This window comes from Dactylosporangium aurantiacum (assembly GCF_000716715.1).
Lineage (GTDB): Bacteria > Actinomycetota > Actinomycetes > Mycobacteriales > Micromonosporaceae > Dactylosporangium > Dactylosporangium aurantiacum.
On sequence record NZ_JNYJ01000027.1, the window covers coordinates 44,937 to 61,035 of the forward strand.

Here is a 16,099-nt window from a genome sequence, read left to right on the forward strand (position 1 = left end):
CCCCGTCGAAGTTGCCGCAAGGTCGAGCACGAGGAGTGTACATATTTATCGCGTCCGCTGTGATCCCAAACAGTGGACCTTGATGGCGGTCAGCTCTGGGCGAAGAACGTCAGATCCTGCCAGTACTGGCGGCTGTGGGCGACGTGGCTGGGGTACGCGCCGTGCACCGTCTCGGCGCGCGGATCGGCGCCCTCGGCGAGCAGCCGCCGCATCAGCTCCGGCGGGCCGCCGTTCATCACCGCGAGATACAGCGGCGTGCGGCCGATGCGGTCCCGGGCGTCGACGGGCACACCCGCGGCGAGCAGCAGCGGCAGGACCCGCTCGAAGTCCACCCACATCACCAGGTGCAGCAGCGACCAGCCGTTCGCGTCGCGCATGTGCGGGTCGATGACGCCGCGTCGCAGGCCGTCGAGCAGCCAGTCGGTGTCGCCGTGCTGCATGCGGTGCTTCACCTCGCGGCGCCGGTCGGCCAGCGCGCGGGGCAGCCGCCCGGCGCCGGTGGTCCAGGCCGCCTGCACGGCGTAGCAGCCCGAGCTGGTGCCGCCGAGGGTGCGCAGCATCCGCTCCCGCAGCTGCTCCTCCTCCGTGTGGTCCAGCAGCCGCAGCGTCCCGCCGGTCACCTCCATGCGGTGCCAGACGCCCTGGCAGCGCACCCGGGCCGGATCCGCGGCGGTGGCCCCGACGGTGCGGGCCGGCACACCGTGGTCGGCGACGGACCCCGGGAACAGCGCGTCACGCACCAGCGGGTGCAGGTCCGCGGGGCGCTGCCGCCCGGCGGCGAGCAGCGCCAGGTCCGGTGGCACCGACCCGGTCAGGATCCGCGTCGGTACCTCCAGGTACTCGCTCACGTCGAGCGCCTCGGCGGTCATGCCGTCGACGGTCAGCGTGAGCGAGGCACCGTACAGGGTGCTGACCTGCGCGACGCCGAACGCGGCCGCGGCGGCCCGGGCCTCGGCGGCGACCCCGACCGGCAGCGTCGGTGGCGCCGTGGGCCGTTGCAGCGCCTCGGCGTCGACCCCGGCGACGTCGATGCCGCCCGCGGCCCACGCGCCGACCAGGTCCCCGGCCACGAGCCGCTGCCAGATCCGCTCGGTGTCGGCGGCGGCGTCCGTGCCGGTCCCGAGCGCCTCCGGCGGCAGCGGCAGCCCGTCGGGCGTGAGGAACGGCATGCGGTGCGCGGAGCCGCCCCACGCCTCGCGCACGCCCGCGGCCTCCCGCACGTCCCAGGTGTACCGGGGGGGCGACGTACCAGCGCTCGTGCTCCAGGTCCGCCATGGTGGTGACGGTCAGCCGCAGCCGCTGCGGCCCGGTCGGTGACTTCGGCAGCCGCACCTTGAGCAGCGGCGCGGTGTCCGCGCCGGCCCGCGGGGCGAGGACCGCGCTGACCATCGGCTGGAGTGTGCTCATCCCGCCGCGGTGCCGGGGCAGGTGCCAGCGCAGCAGGTCGAGGCTCAGGTGCCGCAGGTCGTCCTCGAGCGCGGCGCCGTCCACCGTGACGTCCACGTCGCAGCCCGCGAGGGCGGCGGCGCCGCGCCAGTCCCCGGCGGCCCGCGCCTTCGCCGCGGCGCCCACGACGTCGTGGGGCAGTGACTCGGCCCGGATCCGGCGCCACTGCGGCAGGTCAGGACGCAAGACGGTGACCACCTCCGATGTGGGGTGGTAGGCCGGCCGGATTCGAACCGGCGTCTTCCATCTTCGCAAGGTGGCGTGACGACCTCTGCACTACGACCTACCGCGGCAGAGCGTAGGCCATGCACCGCCGGCGGAAAAATGTCGTACCCGCCGACTACCTTCTGCGGCATGACGAACGCCGTGCAGTCGCTGAGCTATCTCGCCCCGTCGGCACTCCACGACGGCGGCCTGCAGCTGCAGACCGCCGGGGGCGTGGCGCAGCGGGCCGCCACCGCCAACCCGCGGTTCTTCACCGGGTTCCTGACCACACCCGCCGCGGCGGCGGCCGGGCTGCTCGCGGTCGCCGAGGTGGCCCGCACCCGCTATTTCCAGCCGCTGAGCCCGGCCAGCCTGGACCCGGTCGTCACCGGCAGCCGTGACCGGCTGCGGTTCGAGTCCTTCTCCGGCTGCTGCGGCGTCTATGCCCGCCTCGACGTGCTGCCCGCCGGGCTCGACGGCGACATCGTCGACCACGGCACGACCAACGTCGACGTCAACGCGCCGCTGCGCCAGGCGCTGCAGCGCCTCGCCGGGGCCGACCCGCTGCACGTGTCCGTCGGCCCCGAGGACCTCACCGTGTCCACGATGGACGGTGCGGTGGTGGAGAAGAAGGTGCCGCTGCCGGCCCGCTGGCTGCGCGGCTTCGCCGAGGTGCAGGTCATCGCGTCCGGCTTCGACCCGCGCGCGGAGCTGTCCGCCGCCGACGCGACCACGTTCTTGCGCCGGCTGCCCGCCGGCGGCGACCGCTCCGTGCTGTGGGCGGTCCCCGCCGGCCGGTCGCTCCGCCTGACCTCGCGGCCCGCGCCCGGCGCTGTCTGCCTGCCCGGCCCCGGCCGCCTCGCCGCGCTGAAACCGGTGCTGCGCCATGCCAGGAGCCTGCGGGTCTACGGGCCGCCGGTCACCGCCGGCAGCGGGCCCGTGTCGAGCACGTGGGAGCTGGACACCGGCGAGCTGCGCCTGTCGCTCACCCTGTCGCCGCAGCCGAGCCGTGGGTTCTCCGGCGAGGGCGCGGTCCTCGCCGCCCTCGCCGGCGATGACGTCACCGACGACGCCGAGGTGATCAGCACCCTGCTCGCCTGGGACCCGACCGTCGACGTCGACGCGCTCGCCGAGCAGGCCGCGATGCCCGCGGCGCGGGTCAGGGCGGCGCTGACCCAGCTCGGCACCGCCGGTCAGGTCGGGTTCGACGTGTCCGAGGCCGCCTATTTCCACCGGGTGCTGCCGTATGACGCGCAGCGCGCCGAGCGGCACAACCCACGCCTCGTCGGCGCCCGGGCACTCGTGGAGACCGGCGCGGTCAGCCTCGACGCGACCGGCGCGACCGTGCGCAGCGGCGAAGAGGTCTACCGGGTCCGCGACACCGGCGACGCGCTGCACTGCACGTGTCCGTGGTGGGCGAAGTATCGCGGCGGCCGCGGCCCCTGCAAGCACGCCCTCGCCACAGAGCTCGCCCGCGCCGCCGCCCCGGCGGTGGCCCGGTGAGCCTCTTCGGCCGGCGCCGGTCCGGCCCGATCGACTGGCCCGCGCTGCACAGCTTGCTGCGGCGGGGCAAGTTCGCCGCCATCGTCGACGCGCTGCGCGACCTCGACGAGCCGCAGCGCGTCGAGCTGGGCAGACAGCTCGTCGCGCTGCCCCGCTCCGGCGACTGGTTCAACGAGCAGGAGGCCACCGCCTATGCGGTCGCCGCCGTCGGGTGCGCGTCGACGGCCGCCAAGGCCGTCACCGTCATCGCCCGGCACGGCTTCCCCTGGTCGGCGGTGCTCACCCCGCCGGTGCTGCGCGCCGCCGCCGACCGTGCCGTGCCGTGGCTCGGTGAGCTGGGCACCCGGCTCGCCGACCGGCTGCCCCGCGATGCCACGTTCGGCTCGTGGCGGCTCACCGCCGACCTGCTGCTCGCCGCCGGCGCGCCGGTCCCGACCGGCGAGCGGTTCGTCGACGGCTGGCTGCTGGCCCTGCGGGTCCGCCGGCACGACCGGACCGTGCTGGACGAGCTGCGGGCCAGCCCGTTCACCGACACGCTGCTGCCGCTGGCGTTCGAGCGCGACGACGTCGCCGCGTCCGTCGGCGCCCACGACCCGGTGACCCGGCAATGGACGACCAGCCCCGCGATCCTGCTCGCCGTCGCCGCGCTCGTCGCGGAGGGCCGCGTCGAGCGGGCCTGGGCCCTCGACCGGTGCCTCGACGCCCTGCTCGGCACCCGCCCCAAGTCGGTGCTGCACGGCTTCACCCGATTCCACGACGTCCTCGCCCCGACCGGCGCCGAGGTCGCCGACCGCGCGACGATCTATCTCAAGCTGCTCACCGACGCGGCCGGTTCGGTGGCGACGATGGCGCAGAAGGTGCTGCGCACCGCCGACGAGGCCGGCACCGTGGAGCTGGAGCCGGTGCTCGACGCGTCCCGCACGGTCCTCGGCCGCAGCGAGAAGGGCCTCGTCAAGGCGCAGCTGATCTGGCTGGAGAGGCTCGCGAAGCGGCACCCGGACCGCGCCGCCGAGGTCGCCGAGACGGTCGCCGTCGCCACCGACCACCCCGACGTGCAGCTGCGCGACCGGGCCGCGGCGTTCGTCGCCAAACACGCGCCGGCCGTCGCCGTGCCGGTGGCCGCGCAGGTCACCGAGCCGCAGCCGGACCTGTTGCCGGGGCCGCTCCCGGCCGCCGAGCTGCCCGAGCCGATCGCCACCCCCGACGAGCTGGCCGAGGAGGTCGCCGCGCTCGACCAGACCCCATGGCAGACGGTCCCGTTCGAGCGGGTCCTGGCGGCGCTGGTGCGCCTGCACATCACCGACCCCGACGGGCTGCGGGCCGCGCTCGCCCCGGTCATGCCGCGCGTCGGCGACCGGCTCGGCATCCGCTGGTGGGTCAGCGACGCGCACCGGGAGGCCGGGGCCCTGTTCACCGCCGCGCTCAACCAGGCCGCCGGCCTGCCGTATGAGCTCGCCGAGGCGACCAGGATCCTGCGGGGCGCGCCGGCGGACGTGCGGGTCGGCAACCCGTATGCGAAGCTGCACGGCGTCCTCATGCTCCGGCTCGCCGAGGTCGTGGTCCGGCTGCGCACCGAGCCGGTGCCCACGCTCGTGGCGACCCCCACCCGGGTCAACGGCCTGCTCGACCCGGCCGCCCTGGTCGAGCGGCTGGCCCGCGCCGAGCGGGAAGGCTGGCGGCCGTGGCAGCGGGACCTGCGCCAGGCGCTCTACCGGCTGCCCGCCGACGTCGACCCCGACGTGCTGCGGCAGGCCCGCACCCTGCGCTCCGACGCCGGCTCGGCGCTGGTGGAGTGGCTGGAGGCCGGCGGGACCGGCCGGCCGGCCGTCGACGTGGTCCGGGTCCACCGCCAGCGCGCCGAGCGCGGCCGCTACCTCGACTGGCTGCCCGAGTCCCGCTTCTACGCCGCCGCGCGGCCCGATCCGTCGGCTCTGGATCCGTATCGGCTGACCGAGCTCACCCCGCCGCCCGTCGTCAACGCCGACCTCGGCTCGCACAGCTGGGCCGCGGTGTGGCCGTCGGTGCTGCCGGCGCAGCGCGAGATCGTCGCCGCCTGCCTGCTGCCGATCATCGCCTCGGCGACCGACCTGTCCAGCGGGCGCGGCGACGCCCGGCTCCTGCCGCTGCTCGCCGAGCTGGACGGCCCGGTCGGCACGGCGACCCTGACCGCCATCGCCTACGGCCTCGCCGCCACCCAGCCGGACGAACGCATCGCGGCCCTCGACGCGCTCCTCGCCGTCGGCGGCCTGCCGAGTTTCGCCGGCGCGACGCTCGGCAGCCAGCTCGCCCGCCTGACCTCGACCAAGCTCATCGTCCTGGGGCGGGCCGTGACGCAGCTGGAGGAGGCGGCGCGGATCGCCCCGGGGATGACGTGGCAGGTCGCGGCGGGTGCCTTGGGCGGGCTGCTGCCCGCGGAGCACACGGGCCGCGCCCCGGTCCCGGCGGTGACACCCACGCCGGCCGCGTCTTCGTCCGCCTCGTCGTCCGCGTCGTCTTCCGTCTCGTTGGCCGCGTCGTCCGCGTCGTCGGCCGCGCGGGCTGGGGGCACGCAGGGTGGTGGCGACGGCCGTTCGCCCGGTGGGAAGGGACGTGCGGTGCATGCGACGCCGCGTGGCCTGCCGGACCTGCTGACGGTCGCGTCGACCGCGGCGGCGGCTTCGGGTTCCCGGGGTGAGGTGCCGGGACTCGCCGACCTGGCCGCCCGCTCCGGTTCGACGAGGCTGGTCGTCGAGGCGCGGCGCCTGCGGAGGACGCTGACCGGCTGACTCCGGCTTGCCGGCTGCTGCCTCCGGCCGCCTCCGGCTTGCCGAGCGGGGGCGTGTCGCGAGGGACTCACGCGCCTCGACATGACCGACATCGGGCCGGTCGGCCTCTACGAGCTGCTCGTCGCGGTGGGCCCGGGTCACACATGACCGACATCGGGCCGGTCGGCCTCTACGAGCTGCTCGTCGCGGTGGGCCCGTATCACATAGGCCGTGTCGCGTTGGCGTCCGACATGGGCCCATGTCGCACGGCCCATGTCGCGTGGGGCCGTCGTGCGGGGCCGTCGCGTGGAGGGCTGTCGCGTGGAGGGCTGTCGCGTGGAGGGCTGTCGCGTGGAGGGCTGTCGCGGGCTGTCCGGCCGGCTGCTGCGGCGGCGTGTGCGCCTGGCTGGCTGCCTCTGCGTGCCCGGCTGGCCTGCCTGTGGCTGGTCCTGCCTGGCTGGTCCTGCCTCTGCGGCTGCCTGCTGTTTTGGCTGGCTGCCGCGTGTGCCGGCACCGGTGCCCTCGTGTCTCCGGTGCCGGCCTTGCTCCGTCCATCGTGGCGGACGCCCGGGCGTGGCTCCAGGACGTTGGCCGGAACTTTGTCGGAACTTGTCATACCGAAGGCGTACGGTGGCCCGCATCAGCACGTGAAGGTCAGGGATGGCGATGCAAGAGGACAGCGGCTCCGGGGCGTTCGGTGCGCTGGTGCGTGCCCACCGGCGGCGGCTGGGCCTCACGCAGGAGGAGCTGGCGACGAAGGCCGGGCTGAGCGTGCGCAGCATCGTGAAGCTGGAGGGCGGGCGGATCGCGGTGCCGCGGCCGCCGACGGTGCGGCTGCTCGCGGAGGTGTTCGGGCTCACCGGCGCCGACGCGGACGACTTCCACCGGTGCGCGGCCGGTGTCGGCGCCGGCACCGTGGCCGGTCCGCCGGTGCCGGCGGGGCGGGTGCCGGCGCAGTTGCCGCCGGACGTGTCGACGTTCACCGGGCGGGCGGCGGAGCTGGCGGCCCTCGACGCGATGGCCGCCGAGGCCGCCGACCAGCCGACCGCGGTGTTCGTGGCGGTCATCACGGGGCCGGCCGGGGTCGGCAAGACCGCCCTCGCGGTGCGGTGGGCCCATCACGTGCGGGACCGGTTCCCCGGTGGCCAGCTGTATGTGAACCTCCGCGGCTATGACCCGGCCCAGCCGATGCCCGCCGCCGATGCCCTGGCCCGGTTCCTGACCGCGCTCGGGGTGGCGGCGCAGGACGTGCCCGTGGACGTGGACGACCGGGCCGCCCGGTTCCGCACCGAGGTCGCCGACCGGCGGGTCCTGCTGCTGCTGGACAACGCGTCGTCGGTCGAGCAGGTCCGGGCGCTGCTGCCCGGCACGGCGTCGTGCGCGGTGCTGGTGACCAGCCGCGACACGCTGCCCGGGCTGGTCGCCGTCGACGGTGCGCGGCGGGTCGAGGTCGACCTGCTGCCGGCCGGTGACGCCGGTGCGCTGCTGCGGCGGCTGGTCGGGGTGCGGGCCAGGTCCGAGCCGGTGGCCGCCGCCACCCTCGCCGAGCAGTGCGCGCGGCTGCCGCTGGCGCTGCGGGTCGCCGCCGAGCTCGCGGTCTCCCGGTCCGACACCACCCTCGCCGACCTGGTCGCCGAGCTGCACGACCAGCGCGGCCGGCTGGCGCTGCTCGCCGCCGGCGACGACCCGCGGGCCTCGGTGTCGGCGGTGCTGTCATGGTCGGTGCGGCACCTGCCGGCGGCCGCCGCCCGGGCGTTCCGGCTGCTCGGTCTGCACCCGGGTCCGGACTTCGACGCGTACGCCGCCGCCGGCCTCACCGGCGCCACCCTCCCCGAGACCCGGGCGACCCTGGCCGTCCTGGCCCGCGCCCACCTCGTGCACCGCACCGCCCCGGGCCGTTACGGCATGCACGACCTGCTGCGTGCGTACGCCGCCGAGCGGGCCCACACCGCCGAGCAAGCGGACGAGGCGGGGCGGGCGGACGAGGTGGGGCGGGCGGACGAGGTGGGGCGGGCGGACGAGGTGGGGCGGGCGGACCAGGCCCGGCTCGCGGACCAGGCCCGGCTCGCGGACCGGACCGGGCGGGAGGCGGCCGACGCGCGGACGCGGATGTTCGACTTCTACCTGGCGGCCGCGAGCGCCGCGACGGATGTGTTGTTCCCCAACGGCCCAGCCATCCACCCGGCGACACCGACGCCGGTCGCTGCCGCGGCGGTGGCTGCGACCACGGTGCCTTCGGCTGTCGTGGTGCCGCCGGTGCCGGTCGACCGGGCGGCGGCGCGGGCGTGGCTCGACGGTGCACGGGCGGCGCTGCTCGCGATCGTCGCGCAGACCGCCACCGAGGGCTGGCCGGCGCACGCCGTGCGGCTGTCGGCGGTCCTGACCCGGTATCTCACCGGTGGGCAGCCCGCGGACGCGGTCGCCGTGCACGGGCACGCCCTCGAGGCGGCCCGCGTCCTCGGGGACCCGGCGGGAGAGGCCGCGGCCGGCACCGCGCTCGGCGTCGCGCTGCTGCGGCTCGGGCGGACCGACGACGCCACCGGGCACCTCGAGCGGGCGGTGCGGCGGTATGCGGACCTCGGCGACGTCGCCGGTGAGGCCCGGGCCGTCACGGGGCTGGGGCTGGTGGCCGGCAGCCTCAGCCGGCTCGCGCCGGCCGTGGCCTGCTTCGAACGGGCGGTGCGGCTGTTCCAGCAGGCCGGTGACGTGCCGGGCGAGGCGCGCGCCCTGAACAATCTCGGTCTCGTCGAGGAGCGCGCCGGCGACTACGGTCCGGCCGGCGAGCACCTGCGGCGGGCGCTGCTGCTGTACCAGCGGCTCGGCAACCGGCTGGGGGAGGCGAGCGCGCTGACGGACCTCGGCATCGTCGAGCACCGGCTGGGGCACCACGAGCTGGCGGCGGAGCGGCACCGGCGGGCCCTCGCGGTGTTCGTCGACGGGCAGGACCGCATCGGCGAGGCGTGGGCGCGCAACGGGCTTGGCGAGGCCGCGCGGGCGCTCGGCGACCCGGCCGGGGCGCTGTCGCACCACGTGGCCGCCCTGGCCGCCGCGATCGTCGCTGACGCCCGGGACCAGCAGGCGCGCGCCCACCGCGGGCTCGGCGACGCCCACGAGGCCCTGCACGACCTGGCCCGCGCGGGGGTGCACCACGAGCACGCCGTGTCCCTGTACGCGGAGCTCGGCATGCCCGAGGCCGGTGAGCTCCGGGCCCGCCTGACGAGGACCACGCAGGAGGACGCTGCCCAGGAGTGACACGACGGCCGTGCCGAGACGAACCTCCATGGCACCCCCGCTACCGGCGGCTGCGGGGACGGCTCGCTGCCTGTGGTGTGAGGTGGCGGCCCAGCACCTCCAGCGCGGCGAGGACCTCCGGCAGCCGCGAGGGCTCGCCGAGAGCCGTGGCGACGGCCGGGCCGATGTCGACGGCCGCGACCTCGCGCTGGCGGGCGGTCGGGGACGGGTTGCGGCGCAGCAGCTGGCGGCGCCGGTCCGCCGGATCTGGGTCGGCGAGCACCGAGCCGGCCTCGCGCAGGCGGGCCACGGCGCCGGAGACCGCGCTCTGCGGCAGGCCCGTCCGGTCCGCGATCTCGCCGACGGTGGTGCCGGGGTGCTCGTACACGTCGCTCATGACGATCACGACCGTGCGTTCGCCGCCGGCGGGGGTGGCCGGGAGGGCCTGCTCGCCGAGCTTCATCAGGGTCCTGCCGAGCAGGATCAGTTCCACGGGGCCCATGTGTGCCACGATACATCACTCTTGATGCATCAGAAATGATGCATTAGCATCCGGTCACATGGAGAACCTGGTGAGTGTCGACGGTGCCCGCATCCATTACGAGGTCGCGGGGCGTGGTCCCGTGCTGCTCGTCGCGCAGAGCGGCGAAGGCGACGCCGGCCGGAGCGTCGACCTGGTCGGCCGGCTGGTGGACCGGTTCACGGTCGTGACGTACGACCGGCGCGGCCTGTCCCGCAGCCGCCCCGACGACCCGGCCGCACCGGTGACGGTCCGGCAGCACGCCGACGACGCGGCGGCGGTCCTGCGGCAGGTCACCGGCGAGCCGGCCGTCATGCTCGGGCTCAGCCTCGGTGCGGCGATCGGGCTGCACCTGCTGGCGGCGCACCCGGGCACCGTCGGCACCCTGATCGCGCACGAGCCGATCGCGCTGCGGTTCCTCCCGCCGGCGGAGGAGGCCGACGCCCGCGCGCGGCTGGAGTCGGTGCGCGCGGTGCACCGGCGCGACGGCTGGCGGGCCGCGGCCGCCCGGGTCGCCGCCGTGCTGGGCATCGACCCACGCGGGCAGGAGACCGAGCCGGGGATCACCGCGTTCCCGTTCACCGCGCAGCGGGCGGCCAACTTCGAGTACTTCCTCACCAACGACCTGGCCGCGGTGCTGGCCGACCCGCTCACCCTCGCCGACGTCCCCGGCGGCGCCCGCATCCTGCCGGCCGTCGGGCGGACCAGCCCGCCCGACGGCTTCGACTTCCTGGCCGCGCAGGCGCTCGCCGCCCACCTCGGCGTCCCGGCGCACCGGTTCCCGGGCGGGCACAACGGCAACCTGACCCACCCGGGCGCGTTCGCCGACGCGGTCCGGCGGCTGGCCACCGCGTAACACCGCGAGCCCTCACACCAGGGACAGTGCCCGGTCGCTCACCACGCAGTGCATGCCGAACAGGGCGGCCCGGCGGCGGGCGAAGTCGGCCAGTCCAGGCGTGTCGGCGTAGTCGAGCGCGAACAGCTCCAGGTCGTAGCGCGGCAGGTCCTCGGCGACCCTCGCGTGGCCTTCCAGGATCTCCGGCGGCCAGGGGCCGTACCCGTCGTCGGTCCAGCGCGCGGAGAAGGACTCGAACAGAATCCCGTCGACGTGCTCGGCGAGGTCCGGCAGCATGCCGAAGCCCCGGTTGGCCAGCACGTAGCCGGAGCCGGCCACCGACCGGACCGCGGCCACGAGACGCAGCAGGTCGGGCAGGTCCTCCGGGAACGTCAGCTCGACGTTGAGCGTGTCGAGGAACAGGCCGGTGAACCCGCCGTCGATCGCGGCGCGGGCCTGCCCCAGGACGTGGTCGAACCAGCCCGGATGGCCGACGTGGACGAACGCGCCGCCCCAGTCGGGGTTGCGTTGCGGCCGCTGCCAGGGGGCCGGCGGGCCCTGGTCCTCCGACAGCGACAGGTAGGCGAGCGGCTCGGTGCCGTCGGCCCGCAGCAGCGCCAGCTCCTGCGGGCCGTAGAACTCCGGCTGCAGGATCGCCCGCCGGTACCGGCGCAGGCTCGCGAGGCGCCCGGTGCCGTAGTAGAAGACGATCGGGGCCTTGGCGTTCACCGGGCCGCCCACCCTCGGTACCACTCGACGGTGCGCCGCACGCCCTCCTCCAGGTCGACGGACGGGCGGTAGCCGGTCAGGGCGCGCAGCAGCCCCAGGTCGGGGCAGCGCCGGGTGACCGATCCCGGGGCACCCTCGACCGGCTCCAGGGCCGCGTCGGCGCCGGTGACCCGCAGGACCAGCTTGGCGAGGTCCGCGATGTTGGTCTCGGCGGTGTCGTCGCCGATGTGCACGATCCGCCCCGCCGCGTCCGGGCAGGCCATCAGCCGCAGGATCGCCTCGACCGCGTCGTCGACGTAGCAGAACGCCCGGGTCTGGTCGGCGCCCGGGACGCTGAACGGGGACTCGCCGCGCAGCGCCCGCAGCGCCATCTCCGGGATCGCGTGGTCGGTGCCCATCCGCGGGCCGTACACGTTGTGGAACCTGCCGACGACGGCGTCGAACCCCTTCGCCCTGGCGCCGTGGATGAAGGCGGCCTCGCCGAGCAGTTTGCTCACGGCGTACGCGTAGCGGGGGGCGGTGACGTCCCCGACCGTCACCGGGGTGGTCTCGCCGGTCGGCACCGGGGCGATCCCGGCGTCCACCGAGCCGGCGTAGACCTCGCTGGTCGAGGCGAAGAACACCCGGTCACCCGGCAGCAGCCAGTCGAGCAGGTGCAGCGCGCTGAAGGTGTTGACCCGCACCACCCTGGCCGGGTCCGCCTCCACGTTGCGGACACCGACCACGGCGGCCAGCAGGTAGACCTGGTCCCAGCCGTGCGGCAGCCGCTGCCAGGTGGCCGGGTCGGTGAGGTCGCCGGGGCGGACGTCGACCAGCGGGCTGCGGGACAGCTCGGCCAGCTCCACGTCGTCGCGGCCCCGGGAGAAGTCGTCCACGATGCAGACCTCGTGGCCGTCCCCGGCCAGCCGGCGGGCCAGGTGCAGGCCGATGAAGCCCGCACCGCCGAGCAGCAGCGCCTTCATCCGGCCGCTCCCTGACCGAGGTAGCCGATGCCGGCGTAGCGCACGCCCGCCGCGGTCAGCGCGTCCTCGTCCAGGATGCGCCACGAGTCGAAGACGATCGCGGGCCGCCTCGCACCGAGCACCGCGCCCATCTGGATCGCGCGGTAGTCGGGGTGGTCGTTGACGACGAGGACGGCGTCGCTGTCGCTGAAGGCCTTGTCGATGCTGGTCGGTTCGCCGCCGTACTGGCGCACCACACTGTCGGGCACCATCGGGTCGTGGCCGAGCACGGTCAGACCGGCCTCGGAGAACACCGGCATCATCGACACGATCGGCGTGCCGCGCATGTCGTCGGTGGGTGGCCAGCCCTTGTACGCCCAGCCGAGCACCGCCAGCCGCGCGCCCTGGGTCGACCCGCGCTCGTGCCGGATGAGGTCGACGACCTGCCGGGCCACGTGCACCGGCAGGAACTCGTTGAGCCTGCGCACCGGCTCCACCAGGAACGGCGGCCGTTCGCCGCTGCCACTGAGCAGGATGTACGGATCCTTCGACAGGCACCCGCCACCGACGTAACCGGGTTTGGCGAGGTCGGGCCGGGGATAGTCGAGGTTGGCCGCGCCGATGACCTCCAGCGGGTCGAGCCCGTGCTGCTCGGCGATCAACGCGATCTCGTTGCCGTAGGCGTAGATGAGGTCGGTGTGGCAGTTGTTGGACAGCTTCACCAGCTCCGCGGCCTCCAGGCTGGAGACCGGGACGAGCTGCGTGGCGAGCCCGCCGAACAGGTCCATGCCCGCCGCGAGACTCGCCCCGTCGAGCCCGCCGACGACCTGCGGCAGCTCGACGAGCTCCCGCAGCGCCTGGCCCTGGATCGTGCGCTCGGGCGCCATCACCAGCCGGGCCCGCCCCCACGTCTCCAGCAGCGGCGGCAGCACCACCCGCCGGCTGGCCCCGACCGGCACGGTGCTGCGCACCACGACCAGCGTGTCGGGTCCGCACGAGTCGGCGACCTGGCGCGCCGCGGCGGCGAGGTTCGTCAGGTTGGGGCGGCGGGTGTGCTCGTCGACCGGCGTGGACACGCAGATCACCGCGGCGTCGATCGTGTCGCGGGGCAGTGCGGTGTCGACGAACACCGTCCGTCCGGCGTGCTCGGTGAACACCTCGGCCACGCCCGGTTCGTAGATGTGCGGCCGGCCGCGGTTGAGCGAGTCGATGACGGCGGGCTGGAGGTCCACGCCGTGGACGACGAACCCCTTGCGGGCGAGGGCGGCGGTCAGGGTCAGGCCGACGTAGCCCATCCCGATCACGCCGATCGTGGGTGTCATGTTCCTGGTTCCTTTCGATGATGGTGCCCGGTCAGCCGCACGGTGCGGCGATCCGGTCGAGTTCGCGGGTGGTCACGGTGCCGAGGAAGCGTTCGGCGCGGTACCGGAGGCAGGCGGCGCGGACGTGGTCGGCCGTGCCGGCGTAGTCGACGGCGAGCACGACCTTGCCGGCGTCGCGCAGCGCCCGGACGTCGGCGAGGTTCTCGGCGCAGTAGTCCTCGGTGCAGGGCCGGTCGGTGGCGAGGAAGAACAGCTCCTCCACGCCGATGCCGTCGACCGCGTCGACGTAGCCGGGGTAGTGGCGCAGCTCCGGCGAGTTCTGCGGGACGATCCAGAACCCGGGCCGTCGCTCCCGGGCGTACCGGCTGACCCGCACGATCAGGTCGACCATCGCGCGGGCCAGCCGGTCACGGGTCCAGCCGGGGACGAGGCGCAGGTCCAGCTCCTCGTACGCCAACGGGGTGTCGAGGTAGACGCCGTCGAACCCGGCCTCGAGCGCCCGGTCGACGCGGGGCCGCACGACCCGCTCCCACCACCGCTCGTCCCAGTAGCGCACGAAGTGCTCCTCGGGCCAGTCGTCCCACCGGTTGAGCACCAGGTCGCCGGCGTCCGCGCGCAACGGGTCGTACTCCGGCCGGTACTGCTCGATGCTGCCGATCTCGAAGTACGCCAGCACGCGCTTGCCGGAGTCGCGGACCATGCTGATCTCGGCCGGGCGGAACAGGTCGGACCGCGCGTCCCGGGCCAGGTCGATCACCGCGATCCGCTGCGGCGCCCGGGCGATCGCCGCCAGGCCGTCGTCCTCGTAGCCCTGCAACTGGTACACCCAGCCGCCGGTGGCCGGCGCGGCCGAGCTGCTGGTGTCCCGCGGGCACCCGGTGAGCGCCGACGCGGCGAGCAGCAGCGCGGTGGCGAACGCGGTCGGGCGCCGGCACCGGCCCGGCGCGCTCACCGGCCGACGGTGGCATCGAGCCCGGTCCAGACGGCCTTCACCGACTCCGGGAGCTCGAACGTCGGCGCCCAACCGAGCACTGCCCGGGCCCGACCGACGTCCGCGCGGATCCAGTCCACCCCGGTCGAGCGGGCCGGGCCGGTGCCGCGCTCGAGGATCGCACCCGGGTAGCCGGCGGCCTCGGCGAGCCGGTGGACCGCCTCACGGGCCGTCACCGCCCGGCCGCTGGCGACGTTGACGACGCCGGCGCCCGGCTCCGGCGCGGTCACGGCGGCCAGCACCGCGGCCGCCACGTCCCGGACGTCGACGAAGTCCCGGTACGCGGCGAGCGGACCGAGCGTCACCTCGTCCTCCCCGTGGACCAGCGCGTCGTGGATGAGCCTGGCGGCCCGGCCGAGCAGGTTGTCGGCGTGCAGCCCAGCGCCGATCGGGTTGAAGACCCGCAGGGTCACCCCGTCGACCCGGCCGTCCCGGCTGGCCAGCTCCAGCAGGCGCGTCGCGGCGAGGTGCGTCGTGCCGTACTCGCTGACCGGCTCGCACGGGTGGTCCTCAGCGACGCTGGCGCCGGGGGCGACGATGCCGTACTCCGACGCCGAGCCGAGCCGGACCAGCCGTGCGCCCGGCGCCGCGGCGGCGACGGCCTCGATGAGCCGGGCGGTCACCAGCGTGTTGCTCTCCACGAGGTCGTGCCCCGTGCCGGTGAGCCGGCCGGTGCAGTTGACGACCACGTCGGGCCGAACCTCCCGCACCAGGCCGGTCAGGGATTCGAGGTCGCCGGCGACGAGGTCGTGCCGGCTGCGGGGCGGGCAGGTGACCGACGCGATCCGCGGGTCGGCGGCGAGCGTCGTGCGGGCCTGCCCACCGACGAACCCGTTGGCCCCGAACAACAGGACCCGGAGCCGGTTCATGCCCTCACGTCCGCTGCGCTCCGGCCCGCTCATGCCATCACCTTGCCGCGCGTCGGGAGCAGGATCGGTTCGAGCTCGCCGAACCTGCGGTTGGCCTCGTCGTAGTCGTCCGGCCGGCCGATGTCGAGCCAGACGCCGTCGAAGTCGTAGCTGCTCGGGAACTCGCCCTGCCGCAGCAGGTCCTGCACCAGGCGGTCGAAGCCGAGCGGCAGGCCGGCCGGGTACGGCTCGAGCGCCTTGCGGGACATGCCGTAGACGCCCATCGAGACCCGGTGCCGGTAGGTCGGCTTCTCGGTGAAGCCGACGACCCGCCCGGCCTCGACGTCGAGCACGCCGAACTCGGTGTGGATCGTCTGGGCGACGGTCGCGATCGTGAGCGTCGCGCCGGACACCGCGTGCGCGGCCAGCAGGTCGGCGTGGTCGATGTCGGTGAGCAGGTCGCCGTTCATGACCAGGAACTGCTCGGGCAGGTCGTCCTTGACGGTGAACAGCGGACCGACCGTCGACAACGGCGTGGTCTCCTCGACGTACTCGACCTCGAGGCCCCATCGGGAGCCGTCGCCGACGAACGCCCGGATCAGCGTGCCGAGGTGGTTGATCGCCAGCATGACGCTGGTGAAGCCGCGCGACGCCAGCTGCTCCAGGACGATGTCGAGGATGGCGTGCCGCTCGCCGATCGGCATCAACGGCTTGGGAAGTGCGGTGGTGTACGGGCGTAACCGGACGCCCTTACCACCGGCCAGGATGACCGCGTGCATGTGTTG

General features: G+C 75.1%; 13 protein-coding genes and 1 tRNA gene. 5 read left to right on the forward strand and 9 right to left on the reverse strand.

Going from position 1 to position 16,099, the window contains the following annotated elements; translation table 11 throughout:
* Positions 1 to 89 precede the first annotated feature (89 nt).
* Positions 90 to 1,220, reverse strand: a complete 1,131-nt coding sequence (locus OP18_RS28325; protein WP_033362115.1) for an ankyrin repeat domain-containing protein — start codon at positions 1,218 to 1,220, stop codon at positions 90 to 92.
* Positions 1,221 to 1,428: 208 nt separating this feature from the next.
* On the opposite strand from OP18_RS28325, the gene OP18_RS57670 reads away from it, so the two are divergent.
* Positions 1,429 to 1,590 carry a hypothetical protein gene (locus OP18_RS57670; protein WP_156089854.1) on the forward strand — a complete coding sequence of 54 codons (162 nt, stop codon included), beginning with the start codon at positions 1,429 to 1,431 and terminating at the stop codon, positions 1,588 to 1,590.
* 69 nt (positions 1,591 to 1,659) lie between these two features.
* Here the strand turns inward: OP18_RS57670 and OP18_RS28330 are convergent.
* Positions 1,660 to 1,732, reverse strand: a tRNA-Arg gene (locus tag OP18_RS28330).
* A gap of 68 nt (positions 1,733 to 1,800) precedes the next feature.
* Here OP18_RS28330 and OP18_RS28335 point away from each other — a divergent pair.
* The 3 genes from OP18_RS28335 (at position 1,801) to OP18_RS61975 (ending at position 9,149) form a co-directional block, all read left to right on the forward strand.
* On the forward strand, positions 1,801 to 3,153 hold the full coding sequence (locus OP18_RS28335) for a DprA-like winged helix domain-containing protein (RefSeq protein ID WP_033362116.1): 1,353 nt from the start codon (positions 1,801 to 1,803) through the stop codon (positions 3,151 to 3,153).
* Entirely contained in the window at positions 3,150 to 5,918 is a 2,769-nt protein-coding gene (locus OP18_RS28340; RefSeq protein ID WP_043787977.1) for a DUF6493 family protein, read from the forward strand. The genes OP18_RS28335 and OP18_RS28340 overlap by 4 nt, the downstream gene beginning before the upstream one ends.
* Before the next feature lie 639 nt (positions 5,919 to 6,557).
* Complete coding sequence (locus tag OP18_RS61975; RefSeq protein WP_052387486.1) at positions 6,558 to 9,149, forward strand: ATP-binding protein; 2,592 nt, start codon at positions 6,558 to 6,560, stop codon at positions 9,147 to 9,149.
* Between the two features lie 40 nt (positions 9,150 to 9,189).
* On the opposite strand, the gene OP18_RS28350 is transcribed toward OP18_RS61975, so the two are convergent.
* Entirely contained in the window at positions 9,190 to 9,630 is a 441-nt protein-coding gene (locus OP18_RS28350; RefSeq protein WP_033362117.1) for a MarR family transcriptional regulator, read from the reverse strand.
* 58 nt (positions 9,631 to 9,688) lie between these two features.
* On the opposite strand from OP18_RS28350, the gene OP18_RS28355 reads away from it, so the two are divergent.
* Positions 9,689 to 10,504, forward strand: a complete 816-nt coding sequence (locus tag OP18_RS28355) for an alpha/beta fold hydrolase (RefSeq protein ID WP_033362118.1) — start codon at positions 9,689 to 9,691, stop codon at positions 10,502 to 10,504.
* Between the two features lie 12 nt (positions 10,505 to 10,516).
* On the opposite strand, the gene OP18_RS28360 is transcribed toward OP18_RS28355, so the two are convergent.
* The 6 genes from OP18_RS28360 to OP18_RS60920 are packed head-to-tail and all read right to left on the reverse strand — an operon-like array spanning position 10,517 to position 16,093.
* Positions 10,517 to 11,212 carry a hypothetical protein gene (locus OP18_RS28360; RefSeq protein ID WP_033362167.1) on the reverse strand — a complete coding sequence of 232 codons (696 nt, stop codon included), beginning with the start codon at positions 11,210 to 11,212 and terminating at the stop codon, positions 10,517 to 10,519.
* Positions 11,209 to 12,174, reverse strand: a complete 966-nt coding sequence (locus tag OP18_RS28365; protein WP_033362119.1) for an NAD-dependent epimerase/dehydratase family protein — start codon at positions 12,172 to 12,174, stop codon at positions 11,209 to 11,211. The genes OP18_RS28360 and OP18_RS28365 overlap by 4 nt, the downstream gene beginning before the upstream one ends.
* A complete protein-coding gene (locus OP18_RS28370) occupies positions 12,171 to 13,475 on the reverse strand; it encodes a nucleotide sugar dehydrogenase (RefSeq protein WP_033362120.1) in 1,305 nt (434 codons plus the stop codon). The genes OP18_RS28365 and OP18_RS28370 overlap by 4 nt, the downstream gene beginning before the upstream one ends.
* A 31-nt stretch (positions 13,476 to 13,506) precedes the next feature.
* Positions 13,507 to 14,427 (reverse strand): glycoside hydrolase family 191 protein, encoded by a 921-nt coding sequence (locus OP18_RS28375; RefSeq protein ID WP_081971209.1) that lies wholly within the window; start codon positions 14,425 to 14,427, stop codon positions 13,507 to 13,509.
* A complete protein-coding gene (locus OP18_RS60915; RefSeq protein ID WP_245635548.1) occupies positions 14,424 to 15,368 on the reverse strand; it encodes an NAD-dependent epimerase/dehydratase family protein in 945 nt (314 codons plus the stop codon). The genes OP18_RS28375 and OP18_RS60915 overlap by 4 nt, the downstream gene beginning before the upstream one ends.
* Positions 15,365 to 16,093, reverse strand: a complete 729-nt coding sequence (locus OP18_RS60920) for a nucleotidyltransferase family protein (RefSeq protein ID WP_033362122.1) — start codon at positions 16,091 to 16,093, stop codon at positions 15,365 to 15,367. Before OP18_RS60920 ends, OP18_RS60915 begins: the two co-directional genes overlap by 4 nt.
* Between the last annotated feature and the right edge of the window lie 6 nt (positions 16,094 to 16,099).

Excerpts from the sequence above, each read along its gene's own strand:
- OP18_RS28335 (WP_033362116.1), top strand. The coding sequence starts at position 1,801 with ATGACGAACGCCGTGCAGTCGCTGAGCTATCTCGCCCCGTCGGCACTC.
- OP18_RS61975 (WP_052387486.1), top strand. The coding sequence starts at position 6,558 with ATGGCGATGCAAGAGGACAGCGGCTCCGGGGCGTTCGGTGCGCTGGTG.
- OP18_RS28350 (WP_033362117.1), bottom strand. The coding sequence starts at position 9,630 with ATGGGCCCCGTGGAACTGATCCTGCTCGGCAGGACCCTGATGAAGCTC.
- OP18_RS28355 (WP_033362118.1), top strand. The coding sequence starts at position 9,689 with ATGGAGAACCTGGTGAGTGTCGACGGTGCCCGCATCCATTACGAGGTC.
- OP18_RS28365 (WP_033362119.1), bottom strand. The coding sequence starts at position 12,174 with ATGAAGGCGCTGCTGCTCGGCGGTGCGGGCTTCATCGGCCTGCACCTG.
- OP18_RS28370 (WP_033362120.1), bottom strand. The coding sequence starts at position 13,475 with ATGACACCCACGATCGGCGTGATCGGGATGGGCTACGTCGGCCTGACC.
- OP18_RS60915 (WP_245635548.1), bottom strand. The coding sequence starts at position 15,368 with ATGAGCGGGCCGGAGCGCAGCGGACGTGAGGGCATGAACCGGCTCCGG.
- OP18_RS60920 (WP_033362122.1), bottom strand. The coding sequence starts at position 16,093 with ATGCACGCGGTCATCCTGGCCGGTGGTAAGGGCGTCCGGTTACGCCCG.